This window comes from Pseudooceanicola profundus, assembly GCF_054919315.1.
Window position 1 is genome coordinate 3,254,094 of the sequence record NZ_CM142898.1, and the last position, 14,238, is coordinate 3,268,331.

Genomic DNA, 14,238 nt, shown 5'->3' on the forward strand with positions numbered 1-14,238 from the left:
GCCTGCGGCCGTGACGGGGGTCTTCGGCAAGCTGCCCGTGGCGGGCGATTTCGTGGCTCGCGGCCTTGCGCCCGGGCAGCGCGCCCGCGTGGATGCATGGCTGACCCGGCATCTGGCCGAGGCCGCCCGCTGGCCCGAGAGATGGCCGGCGGAGGGGCTCTATGCACTGATCGAGGGGGAGGCGCCGTTGCTCCTCCTCGTGGTGCCCAGCTGTGATGCGGCGGGGCGGGCCTTTCCGCTGGCGGCGGTCGTGCCGGGGGACGGGATCACGCAGGCCGGGGCCGAACGGTGGGGTGCGGCGGTGTTGCCGCATCTGGACCGCGCGACCGAGGGGCTCTGCGATGCCGGAGAGCTGGCAGGGGCGCTGACCGTTGCCCTTGAGGACGAACCGGGGGAGGGCGGCCCGCCGCTGGTGCCGCCGCTGGTCTGGGCGCGGGGACGCGCGCCGGTAGGGCCGGAAACCCTCGCCGCTTTGATGCCGTCAGGCTGAGCCCGTCTAGTGCGCCTTGGGGCGGTCTGACCCCGGGGGAGCCCGTGGGGCGTGCTGCCCCCATGTCGCCCCTCCGGATGGTCCGGCTGATCTCCGGTTGCCCCCGGGTCCGGGGGGCGCACCTCAGTTCTGGTTGATCTTCGATCCCTTGAGGGTCATCTCGCTGCTGGCCTTGGCGCTGATCTTGCCCTTGCCGGTGATGTTGATGTCCTTGCCGGAGATCGTGATCGTGCCGTCCTTCTTCATCAGGATGCTGGCCTTGCCGCAGGTCAGGTTGAGGCTGTCGCCGGCGTTCAGGGTGAAGGTCTTGCCCACGTCGATGGCCCCGTTCTCGCCGATCTGGGTCAGGGAGTCCTTGCCGACGGTGACAATGCTTGTCTCGCCGATCGACTGGGTGTGGTTCTTGCCGATGCTGGTGCTCTGGTCCATGCCGATGGTGATGCTCTGGCTGGCGCCGACGCTCCAGCTGTCGCTGGCGCCGATGTTGTGGGACTGGTCGACCCCCACGGTGACCTGACGCGCGGCCCCGATGGTGTTCACCTGTGTCGCACCGACGGTGCGGACCTCGCCGATATTGACCAGATCGGTGCGGTTCATCCCCACCTTGATGGTCTCGTTGGCGCCGACGGTGTGGCTGTGGTTGGCCCCGGTGATCTCGTCCGTGTTCACGCCCACCGTCAGCTTGCGGTTACGGCCCACCGTTTCGGTGTCGTCCTTGCCGATGTCGACCGTCCTGTCGACCTTCACCTGGGTGGTCTTGCAGTTGTCCACCGTCTCGTCGCGGTTGTTGCCGACCCATTGCCGCGCATCATGCACGACCTCTTCGGTCCAGTCGTTCCCGATGTGGCGGGTCTCGTCGTTCTTGACCAGTTCGTCATGGTCCTTCTCGGCCTGGAAATAGACCAGCTCCTCGCCCTTGCGGTCCTCGAACATCAGTTCGTTCCAGCCGCCGCCCCCGAGGGAGGAATTGGACTTCCAGCCTGATTTGGTCGCCTCGCCGGGCAGGGCATAGGGGGGCATCTGCTCGGCGTTGTAGACCCGCCCGGTGATGATCGGCTGGTCCGGGTCGCCTTCGAGGAAGTCGACGATGACCTCCTGGCCGATCCGGGGGATCTGGATGAAGCCCCAGCCCGCACCGGCCCAGGCCGAGCTGACGCGCACCCAGCAGGAGGCGTTCTCGTCCCGCGCGCCGACCCGGTCCCAGTGGAACTGCACCTTCACGCGGCTGTAGGCATCGGTATAGATCTCCTCGCCCGCGGGCCCGACGACGATGGCCGTCTGGGGGCCGCGCATGACGGGGCGGGGCGTCACGTGGGGCGGCCGCCAGCGGGATGTCTTCGGCAGCAGGCGATAGCGTGCGGAGAACCCCTCCGCCGCGTCCCCGGGGCCGTGCTGGCCCGCGAAATACTGATCGTCCCAGAGCTCGTACTCCGCGCGCAGGATGAAGTAGGCGTCATTCTCCGCGTCCCGGGGGAAGTCGACGAAGTCGAAGGTGTTGCCGGCCCAGGGCAGGCTCGCGGTGCTCTCGGCCTCGATCACGGCATGGCCGCCCTGACCCTCTTCCCATCGCAGGTCGGTGAGCCGCTGACCCTCCGACAGTTCGAGATACCTGCCGGGGTAGTCGTAGCGCTCCATCTCGCTGTTGGCGTGGGACTTCGGTTCCTGCACCTGCGTGCTCAGATCGGCCGAGGGCTTCTCGAAGTCGTAGTCACTCTGGGTATGGGTCCCGGTGACCACCGTGGCCACGCGCTGCCAGTCGGTGATCACGCCCCCCCCGCGCAGGGCATCGGTGCTGTCGGGTTCGAAGCGGAGGGTCGCCGCCTGCGGCTGGGGCAGCAGGTCATCAATGGCATCGGTGATGACCAGACGGTGTTCCGAGGCGGCGAACTCGTGGAAGTAGAAGATGCCCTCGTGCTCCATCAGCCTCTGGAGGAAGTCGAGCGTCGTCTCGCCGTACTGGACGCAGTAGACGCGCGGGGCATAGCTGCCGCGCAGGCGCAACTCGTAGTTGCTGAAGCCCGCCTCGTCGAGGAGCAGCGAGATGATCTCGGGCACCGAGAGCTCCTGGAAAATTCGGTTGTCGCGCGCCTTGGAGAACATCCAGAGATTGGGCCGCAGCACGAGGCGATAGCCGAACACCTGCCGGTGGAAGTCGCCTTCCTCGCCGATGAAGCTGAACTGATCGACGATGCCGCTGAAATGGCGCAGCTGGTCGGGCTCCGTCACGTCGGTCTGGGCGCTGACGCTGCAGACCTCGCCCAGAAGGGCCTCGGCGGGGATGTTCGCGTCTTCGCTCCAGGCGATCACCTCGAAGCGGAAGCAGGCGCTGATGGCATCGTGGCCGGACATCCGGGCGAAGGTCAGCCCGGCATCCCCGATAGTGCCAAGCGGCGTGGTCAATTCGGCAATTCTGTCACTCATGTCACAGGTCCCTTAACCGGGAGAAATCGGAAGCTAAAAAATCTTCGAAATGGAATTGGGGAAGATCATACAGGGATTCCCCCCGATGGTGGTGGCAAACTTCAAAGTGTCGCGGGACAGCGGAAGCCCTGCAGCAGCGGACGGGCCGAGACCGGGTTGAGGGCGGCGGGAAATCCCAGCTCCAGAAAGACGCGCCCGGAGGCGTTGCGCAGGTCGAGCAGGGCGCGCGCGCCGTCATCCCGCAGCCGCAGGCGCGTGCCGTCGATCAGCCGGTAGAGCCCCCATGGCCCGGGCTCGATCAGCCGCGCGGCCTCGGCGCTTTCCTGAAACGCCACCTCGACCCCGGCGTCGGGCGCGGGGCCGGGCCAGTCGAGCGTGGCGGGCGCGCCGCTCGCGCGGACCGGGGCCGGGCGGCCGCCGATCGAGACGACGGTGCGGCCCCGTTCGGCGAGGGCCGACAGCGTCACCTGGTGGCTGAGCCGACCATCGGCGCCGAAAAGCGCCTGCGAGATGCGGGCCGCCCGTTCGAGGGCCTCCGCGCTTTCGGGCGAGAGGCCGGCAAAGCGGGCCTCGGGCTTCCAGCGCCACGGGCTTTCGCCGGTTTCAAGCAGCGGCTGCGCGACCTGGGTCAGGAAGCTGGTCAGCGTGCCCTGCGGCCCCAGCAGGGCGGTCACCGCGCCGGGGCTGGCATCCGGCCCCGTCTCGAAGGGAAAGCGGCCGCTGACCGTATCGCGGCAGGGGCCGAAGACGTCTTGCTGCCAGCGCCGCGCAAGGGGCGATTGCCCGGATGCGCCGTCGTCGGCCCGCGCGGACTGGGCCAGCACGTCCTCGGCGATCTGCACCACGATGCGGGGGGCGTTGTTCAGCGCCGCGATGGACCGCGACCGGTCCTGGAAGGTCATCAGCCGGCGGCTGGCCCGGCGCGCGTCGATGTCCAGCGCCCCGAGCGCCACGTTGAGGCTGGCGAAGAGGCGCGTGATCTCGGCCATGCGGCCCTCTTCGACGTACTGGATCATCGGCCCGAATTCGCGGGCGAGCAAAAGCTGCTGATCATGGGTCCGGCTACGGTCGGTGCCGCCGCTCTGGTCCCAGACCGCACGCAGCAGCCGCGTCAGCGGGTTTTCCGGCTGCGACAGGTGGCCCGAGACCTCGATCGCGGTCGTGCGGTCGCCGAACGGCCGCACCCGCAGGTCGGCCAGCCAGCCCTTCCAAGCGGCAACGGTTTCGCGGTGGAGCCGGTCGAGCAGCAGGTCGGGCGTGTCATTCTCGCGCGGGAGCGGCCGGCCCGTGATCTCGGGCCCCACGGTGCGGGCGGTCTGCACGGCGAGGCCGACACCGGTCTGGCGCGCCTCCTGCCAGCCGCGGGTCGTGAAGAGCCCGGGCAGCCCCTCGGACAGCGGACGCCCTGAGCGGCGCAGCAGCACCGCCTCCACCCCGGGAACGGCCTGCGTCGCGCGCCACGGGGGCAGGGCGCGCATCGCATCGGCGCGCAGCAGTTCAAGCCAGGCCCGATCCGGTTCCGGCACCTCGGCGGCAAAGACCCGGGCCTGATCCATGATCTGGCTGTCCTGCGGCACGAAGGCCACCGGTCCCGTCAGGGGGGCCACATGCCGGGCCAGCCCGTCGCGCCCCACGGCCGCGCCGTGATCCTCGAGCCAGCCCGCGAGGTAGCCCGGCTGCCACGGCTGCGCGCCGGTCAGCACCTCCCATGCGCGTAGCGTATCGTAAAGCGCCAGCCCGTCCCCTTCGGTGGCGAGGCGCTGCTCGATCGCGCGGGCCAGTTCCGGCGGCAGCTGGCGGCGCGCGGCCTCGGCATAGGTCGCCTCGGCGCGGGTCTCGCTGTCGATCCCGGGCAGACGGACCATGCGCCGCAGCGGGGCCATGTGGACGACCTGCGCCACCCGGTCGGCGGAGGCGCGCAGCGCGTCCAGCCGCTGCACCAGCTCGGCCCCCTCCTGCGGACGGTCGAGGCCGATGTTCAGGGCCTCGGCCTCGAAATCCCGCGTGATCTGGCGTTGGAAACGCACTTCCAGCGCCCCGGCATAGGCGATGAGGCCGCCAATCAGCAGGAGTGCGAAGGCCGCCGCCTTCCAGCCCCATCCCCCGCCGCCGCGGCGCTGTGGTCCGGCGCGCAGCGCCTCCGCCCGGCGGAGGATGTCACCCAGAAAGCCCTCCAGATCGGTCAGCCCATGGGCCTGCGCCGTTTCGCGGAACGTCCGGACCCGGGGCAGGTCGATGTCGCGCCCCTCGAAGAGGCTGCGCCGCGCCAGCACCGCCCATGTGTCCAGCGTCAGCCCCTTGAGCTGCCGGGCCGTCTGGTCGAGCAGCATGGCCAGCCCGTAGCGGGCGGGTTTGATTGCCACCTCCGGCACGCCCGCACGCGCGGCGTCGGCCTCGAACTGGGCCAGAAGCGGGGTCGCCTCGTCGATGATCCGGCGCTCCCCGGTGCCCGCCCTGATCTCGTCGATGTAGCGCAGCACCGGGGTGGCGCAGTGCATCAGGGGGGAGGGCGGCGGTGCCATGGCTTAGAGCAGGCCCGCGGCCTGCCATGCGCGCAGGGTCTCGACGCCGACCTCGAAGTGCATCGAATCCTCGCGGCGATAGCCTGCGCCCCAGTACCAGCCCTCCTCGTTGAAGAGCTCGGCCAGCAGGAGCAGCCCGAACTGGGTGCCGCCATCTGCGAAACCGTCAAGCTGGCCCTGCAGCTTCACGTCGATCGCCGTGCCCCACGAATGGTTCGACACAGCGGACCGGGAGCCCCGGATCAGGCGGGCGCAGATCGCCCCGGCGGTGCCGAGGGCGGCGTAGATGTCGGGCTCCTGCGCCTGAAGCTTGTCGAGGATACGTTGCAGGCTGTCGAGGGCGGGCCGGATCATCGTGACCCGGATCGGTCCCATCTGCCGGGTTTCGAGAAGCGCTTTCAGGCCGGGTTGCGTCACTGGCTGGCAGTCGGTGGAATAGCTGCTGCGGGGATGGCCGAGGATCTCCAGCATGACGCGATTTCCGGGCTGGGTGATGCCCCGGTTGAACCGCGCCTTGGCGGTACGCATCTCCTCGGTCAGCTCTTCGGTCGGGGGCAGGTCTTCGGCTTCACCCACGACCTGCGGCGCGTCGGGACCCGTGTTTGCCTCGGTGGCGAGGCCTGTCACCGCGGGCAGGGATGCACCCGGCGCGCGGCTTGCGCCGAGGGCGACGTCCTCCTGCAGGCGCTCGATTTCTGCCTCGGCATCGCGCAGCTCTGCGCGCAGCCGGTCGAGCCCGCTGCGCAGCTGCGCGATCTCGGCCTCGCTGCGTTCAAGGCGTAGTTCGGTGCGCCCGTCGGCGGTCTGGAGCAGGGCGCCCACCACCGCGAAGCAGAGCGCGGCCAGCACGAGGCCGATCGCGATGATCACGGGCCCGATGAGCGCGCCGTCCCGCATGGCTCAGCCCCCGCTGACGAAAACGCAGATCACCGAGACATTGTCCGGCGCGCCGGCCTCCAGCGTGGCGCGCACCAGATCGGCGCATACCTGCTTCGGCTCTGTGCCCGCCTCGACGATCCCGGCGATCGTCTGGTCGGCGAGACAGGCGGTCAGCCCGTCGCTGCACAGCAGCAGCCGGTCGTCGGGCACCAGCGGGGCCGAGATGACGTCCACCTCCAGCGACGGCGCGGCACCGACCGCGCGGGTCACCACGTGGCGTTGCGGATGGCGGTTGCGCTCGGCCTCGTCGAGGAGGCCCTCGTCGACCATCTCCTGCACCACGGTATGATCCCGGGTCAGCAGCCTGAGGTGGCCACGCCGCATCAGGTAGGCGCGGCAGTCCCCGGCCCAGGCCACGTGGGCAATGGAGTTCTGGATCAGCATCAGCACCGCGGTCGCGCCCATCTGGCCGTAATTGGCCTTCTGCGCGCGCAGCAGGATGTTGCGGTTCGCCTCCTGCAGCCGGGCCCGCAGGGTGGGGGCCGGCGGGGCGTGATCGCTGACCAGCGTCGCCTGATCGATCACCATGTCCGAGGCCATGGCGCCATGCCCGTGACCGCCCATGCCATCGGCAATCGCCCATAGCAGACCGGCGGGATCGGTGAGGATGGAATCTTCGTTCTCGTCCCGCTGCCGCCCGGTGTGGGTGAGGCCCGCGCCGGAAAAGAGCGGGGCTGCCATCGGTTTGAGAACAGGGCTGCGGGTCTGGGGCGTGGTCATGGAAACGCCTTGCACAAAAGCCATCGGGCTCGGCGTCACTGCGGAGCGCTGGACCCGCCTTTCCCCCGAAAAATGCTGAATTAAAACACGGCTCATGCTACACTTTTCACAGCATTTCAAAAAGCCTTTTTCAAACGAGGTTACCATGCTCTTGAGATATCTATTCTTTTCATTGATTGCGCTGAACACGCTCGCCCTGCCTGCCGGCGCGCAGGACGACCTTTCGGTCGACGAGCTCAAATCCATCTTCGAACGCCAGAAACAGGCCTTCTCCGAGGCCGAAACGAACGGTCTGGGCCTGACCCGGGGGCTCAAGCTGGTGACGGTCGACAATGTCACCGCCGAAAGCGCCGCCGGAGACGAGACCGCCGCCGGGGCCGAGCCGCAGGTCACCAGCACCGCGCCCGCGTTGTCGGCCCCTGCGGGCACGTCAGGACAGACGGCGGGGCAGGGCGTTTCGATCACCGCACAGGGCGACAGCCGCCCGGTCCGGCCCTCCGACCCGAACAAGCCCCTGCTGGCGGCCGCGACCGATCAGCCGATGGTCTTTGGCCAGCTGGCGCCGGAGTTGCAGGTGAACCTGCACATCGAATTCGGGTTCGACAGCGCGGCGATCAGCGACGACCAGAAGCCCAAGCTGAAGACGGTCTGCATGGCGCTTCAGGCCGCCGACATCGGCAAGGTCCGGATCGTCGGTCACACGGACAGCTCCGGCTCCGAGGCCTACAACGAGCGGCTGTCGGTGCTGCGGGCCAAGGAAGTGGCGCGCAACCTGATCGAAGGCTGCGGCCTGCCTGCCTCGCGGCTTGAAACCGTGGGGATGGGGGAGCGCTTCCCCTACAATGCCGACGACCCGCGCGCAGAGGAAAACCGGCGCGTCGAGTTCCAGGCGCTGAGCTGATCCGGCCGGGGCGGCGCGATCCGCCCCAGCCCGTGGCAGTGGCCATCAACCGGTCGGGAGGTCCGAACAGATGCAGGTTTCGGAACGCGTAGAAGGCGTGATCATCGGGCTCGTGCTCGGCTTCGAGGAGGGTGTGCCGCTCGTGGTCTTTGCCGGCAACCCGGTGGACCATGCCGTCCCGGCGCGCAGCCTTGCGCGGCTCGGGCCCGACGACATTGGGGCGGAGGTGGCGCTGCTCTACGAGGAGGGCGACAGTGCCCGCCCGCTGATCGTCGGCAAGATCGTGGAGCCGCGCCCGCGCGAGGACGCGCCCGTCGTGGTGCGCGACGGCGAGCGGGTGAAGATCGCGGCCAACGAACGCATTGAACTGCGCTGCGGCAAGGCCTCGATCGTCATGGAGAAGGACGGGCATATCACCATTCGGGGCACCTATCTGGTCAGCCATGCCTCGGCCTCGAACCGGATACGCGGTGGATCGGTGAACCTGAACTGATGGCCGCGCCCGTTCTGCCTGAAATGCTGCGCCAGCACGCCGAGCAGGCGGCGTTCCTCTGGACGGTCTACGACCATGCGCTGCTGAACCCGGACGACAATCCCGACATGGACGAGGAGCGGATCGCCCGGCTGGTGGAGCGGCTGGAGGCCCATCTCGACGGGCTGCGCGTGGCCGGTGCCGCGGGCCTTGGCATGGCCGAGGCGCGTTACCTCGAATATCCCGAAGCGGGGGAGCTTTTCGTGGTGCGGATGTTGCAGCCAAGCGCCGCGGGGCTGACCGTGGCGGGGCTCGACCTCGACAAGGTGCGCGCCTTCCTGCTGGGCTCGCTGCCGGCCTGAATAGGGGGGCTAAGCATGGGGCGCGTGCTCAGGTCTCGGGCAGCACCACCTCCAGCCGCACCCAGGCGCCGGCCTCGAAGAGCTGCACGTGGCTGGGGAACACCGCGAGGATGCGATCCCCGGCAGGTGAGACCGACAGGCAGAACTCCTCGCCCGCGGGCAGCGGCGGGTCGAACGGTTCGAGATCGGTGTCGCGATACACCGACAAGGTGTTTCCCGACAGCAGGAGCGGGCGCCCCTGCCAGAGCTTGATGTCGTCGAACCCCTCCGGCTGCTCCGGGCGATAGACCACCTCGATCACGTCGAAATCCGAGCTGAGGTAGATGATCCCGGTGTCCGAGAAGAGCAGGGTGCCCTCGGTCACGCGCAGGAGCGCGACGATTGCGCCGGGCTCTCCGGCGACGTCGGCGCTGCGCCAGCCAGCGTCGTAGAGGCGCAGGCTCATCATGTCCTCGCCCGTGTTTTCGGTGAAGAGGCCCATCAGGGCCTCGACGTCGCCGGCATCGTTCGCCGCCTCCATGTCGGGGGTGATCGCCATGTCGAAGAGCTCGCTGCCGCCGAAGACGAGCGCCCCGCGCGGGCCGGGGGCAAGGTCGTAGAAGACCGGTTTGTGGGCATCGGAGGCCGCGACCGGGATCGAGATGTCCGTCCAGCCGCGGGCGCCGTGGGGGTGGCGATAGACCTGCCCGGAATATCCCGTGGCAACCAGGTCCTCTCCGACCTGCACGAGCGCGGTCAGGCGCCCGATGCCCTTGGCATCGTCGCGGCTGTAGCCGGCCCCGGGGATCGTCTGGAGGGTGGCCGCGTGCGGGCGCAGGAAGAAGACCTCGCCCTCGGGGGTCATGGCGCAGGCCTCGGCGATGGCGTCCCAGGGCGCGTTCAGCGAGATGATGCCCTGGATCTCTTCCAGATCGGTCAGCGGCGTGAGCCGGAGCACCGCGCCGTCACGCTGGCCGGAACAGATGACGACCTCGTCGTCCTCGGCTTCGTCGGGCACCGCGAGAAGGTAGGTGCCCCCCTGCGGGCAGAGGATGCCGCCCCCGAGAAGGAGATCGCCGCTCATTGGCGGGCCAGAACGCCGCGGGCGCGCGGGCTGAGGTTCCGGAGGCTCTTCTCGGCGCGCACCTGCTTGTCCTTGTGGGGTTCGGTCTGTTTCATCACCTCTTCCATGGCGAGTTTGAAACACTCCATGCTGATGGTCTTCGGCACCAGCTTATGAAGCGCTATGAGACACTGCAAGCGCACATCCTTGAGCGGGGCGCAGCCCGCCGGGCTTGCGGCGGTCCGGGTCTTCTGCCCCAGTGCGGTGAGCTTGTCGTCCAGCTCCTGGTGCACGGCGGTGCCCGGGGCGCTCTTCTTCGATCCGACATGGTTGTCCGGCGGCAGGCAAATGCAGATGCCCTTGCCGTGAGACGGGGCGAACGACTGCCGCACGTCCCGGCGGCGGATGTTGCCCTTGGGCGTGAGACCGGGCGCCTTGTACCGGCCGCAGCGGTATGTCCGGTCCGGGACCACGTGGTGGAACTGGTAGGCCTTGCCCTTCGAGTCCTTGGTCTTGCTGCACTCCTCGCGCTTGAGGCTGTATTCACCGACGATGCAGTCGCTGCCGTCGGGATTGGCATTCGGGTTGGGCTTGCCCACGATGACCCAGGGCGCGTCGTTGCCCGGGTTGCTCATGTGGTTGGTGGTCGCGAGATCGGAGAACCGCACGACGCCCTTGCCCTCGGCCTTGACGTCCATCGACCATTTCTGGGCATAGGCCTTGCCCGTGTTCTTGGTGGTGATGATGCCCTTCTTGGGCGCACAGCCCGCCTCGTCCCCGGAGACCTTCGAGAATTTCGAACTGTTCTCCTGACTGACCTCCTTCCCGCCGATCTTCACCGTGCCGGTGCCCGAGGTCAGGTCGCTGTCCATGCCGAAGTTGGGGTAGGGGATCGGCACGCCGGGCGGGGTCGCCGGGGTCTGGGGCGGGGTGAAGCAGGTGTCGGGGAAGGCCGCGATGATCTTGCAGCCCTGCGCCTTGGCCGAGATTTCGAGGCAGTTGGCAAAGACCGTCATGCCGCAGCCCCCGCCACCAGTGCGCCGCAGGCGCCGTCATCCCCCGAGGCCTCGATCAGCACCGGCCCCTGCGGGCCATAGCGTTTCTCCGCCGCCGCAAGCGCCCATCCCAGCATCAGCGGCACCACCGCGGCGCCGACATTGCCGAGGCTCGCGCCCACCGCCCAGATCGGCTGCACCTCGCTGCGGGCCCGCTGGGTGCGCATCATGGCAAGGGCGGTCTGGCGGAACCAGAAACTCTCGCCCGAGTGGTCCCCGATCTTGAGCACGATGTCGGAATGCGACAGGGCCGCCTCGGCGAAGGCGGCGCTGTAGGCGCGGGTCATGCCATCGCCCCGCAGGGGCAGGTCGAAACCCTCCGCGTCGCGTCCGTTGTAGATCGGCGCCGGCTCCCGGGCGAGGCCGAGGCCGCTGATCGCGAGGCCGCCCCTGTGGCGCGCGGCACAGAGCACGGCGGCCGCCGCTTCGCCGGGGATGAAGCCGTCGGGTGTCGTCGGGGTCAGCAGGCGGGCCTGTCCGTGGTATTGCCCGATCGCGGGGGCCGTCAGGTAGCTGTCGACTCCGAGGATCATCACGTAGTCCGCCCCCTCGGCGAGCAGCCTGCGCGCCGTCTGCAGGGCGACGAACCCGGAGGGCCGCCCGTGGGCGACGACATGGACCCGGGGCATCTCCGGCAGGGCGACGATCTCACCGATCATCCGCAGGAAGCGGTCGCTATCGGTGATCAGGCGACCCTCGCGGCCGTCCTCGGCAAGGCAGAGGATCAGGCGCGTGCGGCCCTCCGCCTCCGGCACCTGATCGAAGACCTCGCAGATCGCGGCGGCGCACATGTGGGCCAGCCGCCTGGTGCCCATCCAGTTGCGCGGCATCGGCACCGGGGCCCCGATGATCCATGTGCCGTCCCGGCCCGGGAAGCGCGTTTCCTGAAAGCCGTCCAACCGGGCCCGCAGCGCCGCGCAGGAGGAGGGCGCGTCGAGCCCGACCGCCGTCACCATGCCGGAGCCGAGGACATAGAGGGGGGACTGCGGCGCCGGGGTCATGAGGTCTCTGCCTCGGTCTCGCCGGTGGCGACCGCCCGGATGTAGCGGCGTCCCTCGCGCCGCGCGCGCAGCATCGCCTCGGTGGGCGGGCCGACCCAGGCCTCGGTGAAGTCGAGGATGCTGCGCCGGATCGGCAGATCCACCCGCCAGACCAGCGCGAGTGTCCGCGCGTCGGTGTCGATCAGTACGGTATCGGGCAGAACCTCCCGGTCGAGCGCGACCTCGGCGCCGCGAAAGATCGCGACGGCCAGCTCGCACTCTGCAAGGCGAAAGGCCTCGCGCCCGCGGTCGGTCAGGTTCAGCAGCACCAGTTCGGTCCCCGAACGGGGCGGATCGCACTGCTGATCGGGCGGGGCGCTCTGGTAATAGCGTTCGTCGAAGTCCTTGGGCAGGAAGGGAAACACGTTGTCCTGCCAGGCCTGATCATAGGTGCCGGCATGGCGGCTGCGCTGCGGCCAGCCGCGCCCGTAGGGGCCGAGGGCCATGGGACGGTAGGTCCCGAAGGGCGAGGTCACCTCTTCGCCGATCGCCTGCGTGTGGGGCAGTGCCAGCCCCGGTATCCGCGCCCGGTTCTTGCGCGCGGCCCAGCCGGTGCCGACGGGGTTTTCCGCATAGGCCCCCGGTTCCGCATCCTCGGGGTCCAGCCGGTCGGTGCCGCCAAAGGCGCAGTCATAGCTGATCGGCTGGCGTCGGAACGGGACCGGGGCCGTGGCGACGAGGGACGGACCGATGGCCCGCCATTCCCGCGCGCCGAACACATCGAAGCCCTTCGACCAGCTGCCGAGGCGCAGGCCCACGCGCACCTGCGGTGCCGCGGTCCCCCCGGGGGCATGGGCCGCGCCGTTCAGGATCACGTCACAGAGCTGCTTGCGGAAGGCGAAATCCGTCTCCCACCGGCAGGCCGAAAGGCCCGGGGCCCCGCCGTACTGATCGGCCTCCACCAGTTCGGCCTGCACGGAACTGGGCGCGGGCGCCTGATTGGGGGTGTCGGGGAAGTCGAAGGTTCGTTTCACGACGAGGGACAGGAAATCCCGGCCCGCCGGGTCCTGTCCAATGGTGAATGCGGCAGTGCAGGGACGTTGACGGTAAATCTCCACGGGGGCCGTCCTGTTCCGGTGTCTGGCGTTGAAAAAGTCTTTCGGTTCAATAGGAAGATCCGCGTGGCCCGGTAGGGCCGCGCGGGGCAGGCGTCAGTTCAGGGCGCTGAACTCGATCCGGCGGTTGCGGGCCTTGTTCGCGGCGGTGGTGTTGTCCAGCAGGGGCTTGGCTTCGCCATAGCCGACGACCAGCATGCGCGAGGCGGGGATGCCCTTGTCCTCGAGATAGGTCTTCACCGATCCGGCGCGCAGCTCGCTGAGGCGCAGGTTGGCCGTCTCGCCGCCATCGGAATCCGTGTGACCCGCGATCTCGATGCGCAGGCCGGGGCAGCGGCTGACCACGTCGAAGAGGTTTTCCAGCAGGGGATAGCTGTCCGCGCTCAGCTTCGCGCTTCCGGCAGAGAAGTAGATGTTCCCCGCACGCGACAGGATCTCGAACCGCCCGATGCAGGCCTCGCGGTCGAACTCGCCCTTGGTCTCCAGCGCCGCCGCGGCGCCCGTGCGGGTGGCCGCCACCGGCGTCAGAAGCGACGGCGTGCCCGGGGCGGAGCGGTTGAAGACGAAATCGAAGCTGACCATGCCCACCGGGACGATGATCACGTTCGCGGCTTCCTGAAGCTTCTGCCAGCCCTCGGTCAGGTTGAAATCCGACAGCTTCAGCGCGATCGGCTTGGTGGTGGAGACGTTCACCCGGTCATTGCTGATCAGGGTCACCGCCACGTCGGCACTGCGGGTCACGGTGACGCCATGCAGGGACAGGGTGAACTCCAGCGGGATCATCTTGCGGCGCACCTGCGCAAGGTCGTCCAGGGCCGCGGGGGGGATCTCGGCGGTGATCAGCGCCTCGGGGTACTTGAAGGACTCGAAGAAGAGAAACCGCATGCGGACGTTGCGCAGGTCGACGAGGGTATCGACGGAATCCACAAGCACGCGGACCTGCGCCTTGCCGTCCTCGGTGATCAGCCCGGAGAGGGTCGCAAAGCTGCTGTCCTCCGCGAGATCGCCCTTCTTGATCGACATGAAGTGGAGTTCCGAGGCCTCCTCGTCGAGGGTCCAGCCATGTTCGAACGGAGAGACGCCCTGCGCGGAAGCCGGGGCGGAAAGCAGGGTCAGACAGGTGAGGCCGGCGAAAAAACGAGAGAGAATTGAACGACTTTGGGTGCGAAACATAGTTAGGACCTTCCCTGAGTCATGTTATGAATGTTAGAATAGGGTC

Annotated in this window: 13 protein-coding genes; 4 read left to right on the plus strand and 9 right to left on the minus strand. The window is 68.8% G+C overall.

Annotation, left to right across the window (positions count from 1 at the left end):
- The first annotated feature begins 10 nt into the window (after positions 1 to 10).
- Positions 11 to 490, plus strand: coding sequence for a type VI secretion system-associated protein TagF (tagF, locus tag ACX9MO_RS14965; RefSeq protein WP_462212409.1), 480 nt, complete (start codon positions 11 to 13; stop codon positions 488 to 490).
- 123 nt (positions 491 to 613) lie between these two features.
- On the opposite strand, the gene ACX9MO_RS14970 is transcribed toward tagF, so the two are convergent.
- From ACX9MO_RS14970 to ACX9MO_RS14985, 4 genes are all read right to left on the minus strand, one after another.
- Positions 614 to 2,911, minus strand: a complete 2,298-nt coding sequence (locus ACX9MO_RS14970) for a type VI secretion system Vgr family protein (protein ID WP_462212410.1) — start codon at positions 2,909 to 2,911, stop codon at positions 614 to 616.
- A gap of 101 nt (positions 2,912 to 3,012) precedes the next feature.
- Positions 3,013 to 5,433, minus strand: coding sequence for an ImcF-related family protein (locus ACX9MO_RS14975; RefSeq protein ID WP_462212411.1), 2,421 nt, complete (start codon positions 5,431 to 5,433; stop codon positions 3,013 to 3,015).
- Positions 5,434 to 5,436: 3 nt separating this feature from the next.
- Entirely contained in the window at positions 5,437 to 6,330 is an 894-nt protein-coding gene (locus ACX9MO_RS14980) for a M15 family metallopeptidase (protein WP_462212412.1), read from the minus strand.
- Positions 6,331 to 6,333: 3 nt separating this feature from the next.
- Positions 6,334 to 7,092 (minus strand): PP2C family protein-serine/threonine phosphatase, encoded by a 759-nt coding sequence (locus ACX9MO_RS14985; RefSeq protein WP_462212413.1) that lies wholly within the window; start codon positions 7,090 to 7,092, stop codon positions 6,334 to 6,336.
- A 172-nt stretch (positions 7,093 to 7,264) separates the two neighbouring features.
- Between ACX9MO_RS14985 and ACX9MO_RS14990 the strand changes: the two genes are divergently transcribed.
- From ACX9MO_RS14990 to ACX9MO_RS15000, 3 genes are all read left to right on the plus strand, one after another.
- A complete protein-coding gene (locus ACX9MO_RS14990) occupies positions 7,265 to 7,993 on the plus strand; it encodes an OmpA family protein (RefSeq protein ID WP_261397820.1) in 729 nt (242 codons plus the stop codon).
- A 70-nt stretch (positions 7,994 to 8,063) separates the two neighbouring features.
- The gene (locus ACX9MO_RS14995; RefSeq protein ID WP_222489472.1) at positions 8,064 to 8,486 is read left to right on the plus strand and encodes a DUF6484 domain-containing protein; all 423 of its coding nucleotides are present in this window, start codon (positions 8,064 to 8,066) and stop codon (positions 8,484 to 8,486) included.
- A complete protein-coding gene (locus ACX9MO_RS15000; RefSeq protein ID WP_222489473.1) occupies positions 8,486 to 8,827 on the plus strand; it encodes a hypothetical protein in 342 nt (113 codons plus the stop codon). The genes ACX9MO_RS14995 and ACX9MO_RS15000 overlap by 1 nt, the downstream gene beginning before the upstream one ends.
- Before the next feature lie 28 nt (positions 8,828 to 8,855).
- On the opposite strand, the gene ACX9MO_RS15005 is transcribed toward ACX9MO_RS15000, so the two are convergent.
- The 5 genes from ACX9MO_RS15005 to ACX9MO_RS15025 form a co-directional block, all read right to left on the minus strand.
- Entirely contained in the window at positions 8,856 to 9,890 is a 1,035-nt protein-coding gene (locus ACX9MO_RS15005) for a hypothetical protein (RefSeq protein WP_462212414.1), read from the minus strand.
- Positions 9,887 to 10,885 carry a DUF4150 domain-containing protein gene (locus ACX9MO_RS15010; protein ID WP_462212415.1) on the minus strand — a complete coding sequence of 333 codons (999 nt, stop codon included), beginning with the start codon at positions 10,883 to 10,885 and terminating at the stop codon, positions 9,887 to 9,889. The genes ACX9MO_RS15005 and ACX9MO_RS15010 overlap by 4 nt, the downstream gene beginning before the upstream one ends.
- The gene (locus ACX9MO_RS15015; protein WP_462212416.1) at positions 10,882 to 11,925 is read right to left on the minus strand and encodes a 3-oxoacyl-ACP synthase; all 1,044 of its coding nucleotides are present in this window, start codon (positions 11,923 to 11,925) and stop codon (positions 10,882 to 10,884) included. The genes ACX9MO_RS15010 and ACX9MO_RS15015 overlap by 4 nt, the downstream gene beginning before the upstream one ends.
- Positions 11,922 to 13,022, minus strand: a complete 1,101-nt coding sequence (locus ACX9MO_RS15020) for a DUF2169 family type VI secretion system accessory protein (RefSeq protein WP_462212417.1) — start codon at positions 13,020 to 13,022, stop codon at positions 11,922 to 11,924. Before ACX9MO_RS15020 ends, ACX9MO_RS15015 begins: the two co-directional genes overlap by 4 nt.
- Positions 13,023 to 13,115: 93 nt before the next feature.
- Entirely contained in the window at positions 13,116 to 14,192 is a 1,077-nt protein-coding gene (locus ACX9MO_RS15025; protein ID WP_462212418.1) for an OmpA family protein, read from the minus strand.
- Between the last annotated feature and the right edge of the window lie 46 nt (positions 14,193 to 14,238).

Coding starts and splice junctions, on each gene's coding strand:
- ACX9MO_RS15005 (WP_462212414.1), bottom strand. CDS start 9,890: ATGAGCGGCGATCTCCTTCTCGGGGGCGGCATCCTCTGCCCGCAGGGG.
- ACX9MO_RS14970 (WP_462212410.1), bottom strand. CDS start 2,911: ATGAGTGACAGAATTGCCGAATTGACCACGCCGCTTGGCACTATCGGG.
- ACX9MO_RS14995 (WP_222489472.1), top strand. CDS start 8,064: ATGCAGGTTTCGGAACGCGTAGAAGGCGTGATCATCGGGCTCGTGCTC.
- ACX9MO_RS14980 (WP_462212412.1), bottom strand. CDS start 6,330: ATGCGGGACGGCGCGCTCATCGGGCCCGTGATCATCGCGATCGGCCTC.
- ACX9MO_RS14985 (WP_462212413.1), bottom strand. CDS start 7,092: ATGACCACGCCCCAGACCCGCAGCCCTGTTCTCAAACCGATGGCAGCC.
- ACX9MO_RS15010 (WP_462212415.1), bottom strand. CDS start 10,885: ATGACGGTCTTTGCCAACTGCCTCGAAATCTCGGCCAAGGCGCAGGGC.
- ACX9MO_RS15025 (WP_462212418.1), bottom strand. CDS start 14,192: ATGTTTCGCACCCAAAGTCGTTCAATTCTCTCTCGTTTTTTCGCCGGC.
- ACX9MO_RS14975 (WP_462212411.1), bottom strand. CDS start 5,433: ATGGCACCGCCGCCCTCCCCCCTGATGCACTGCGCCACCCCGGTGCTG.
- ACX9MO_RS15000 (WP_222489473.1), top strand. CDS start 8,486: ATGGCCGCGCCCGTTCTGCCTGAAATGCTGCGCCAGCACGCCGAGCAG.
- ACX9MO_RS15015 (WP_462212416.1), bottom strand. CDS start 11,925: ATGACCCCGGCGCCGCAGTCCCCCCTCTATGTCCTCGGCTCCGGCATG.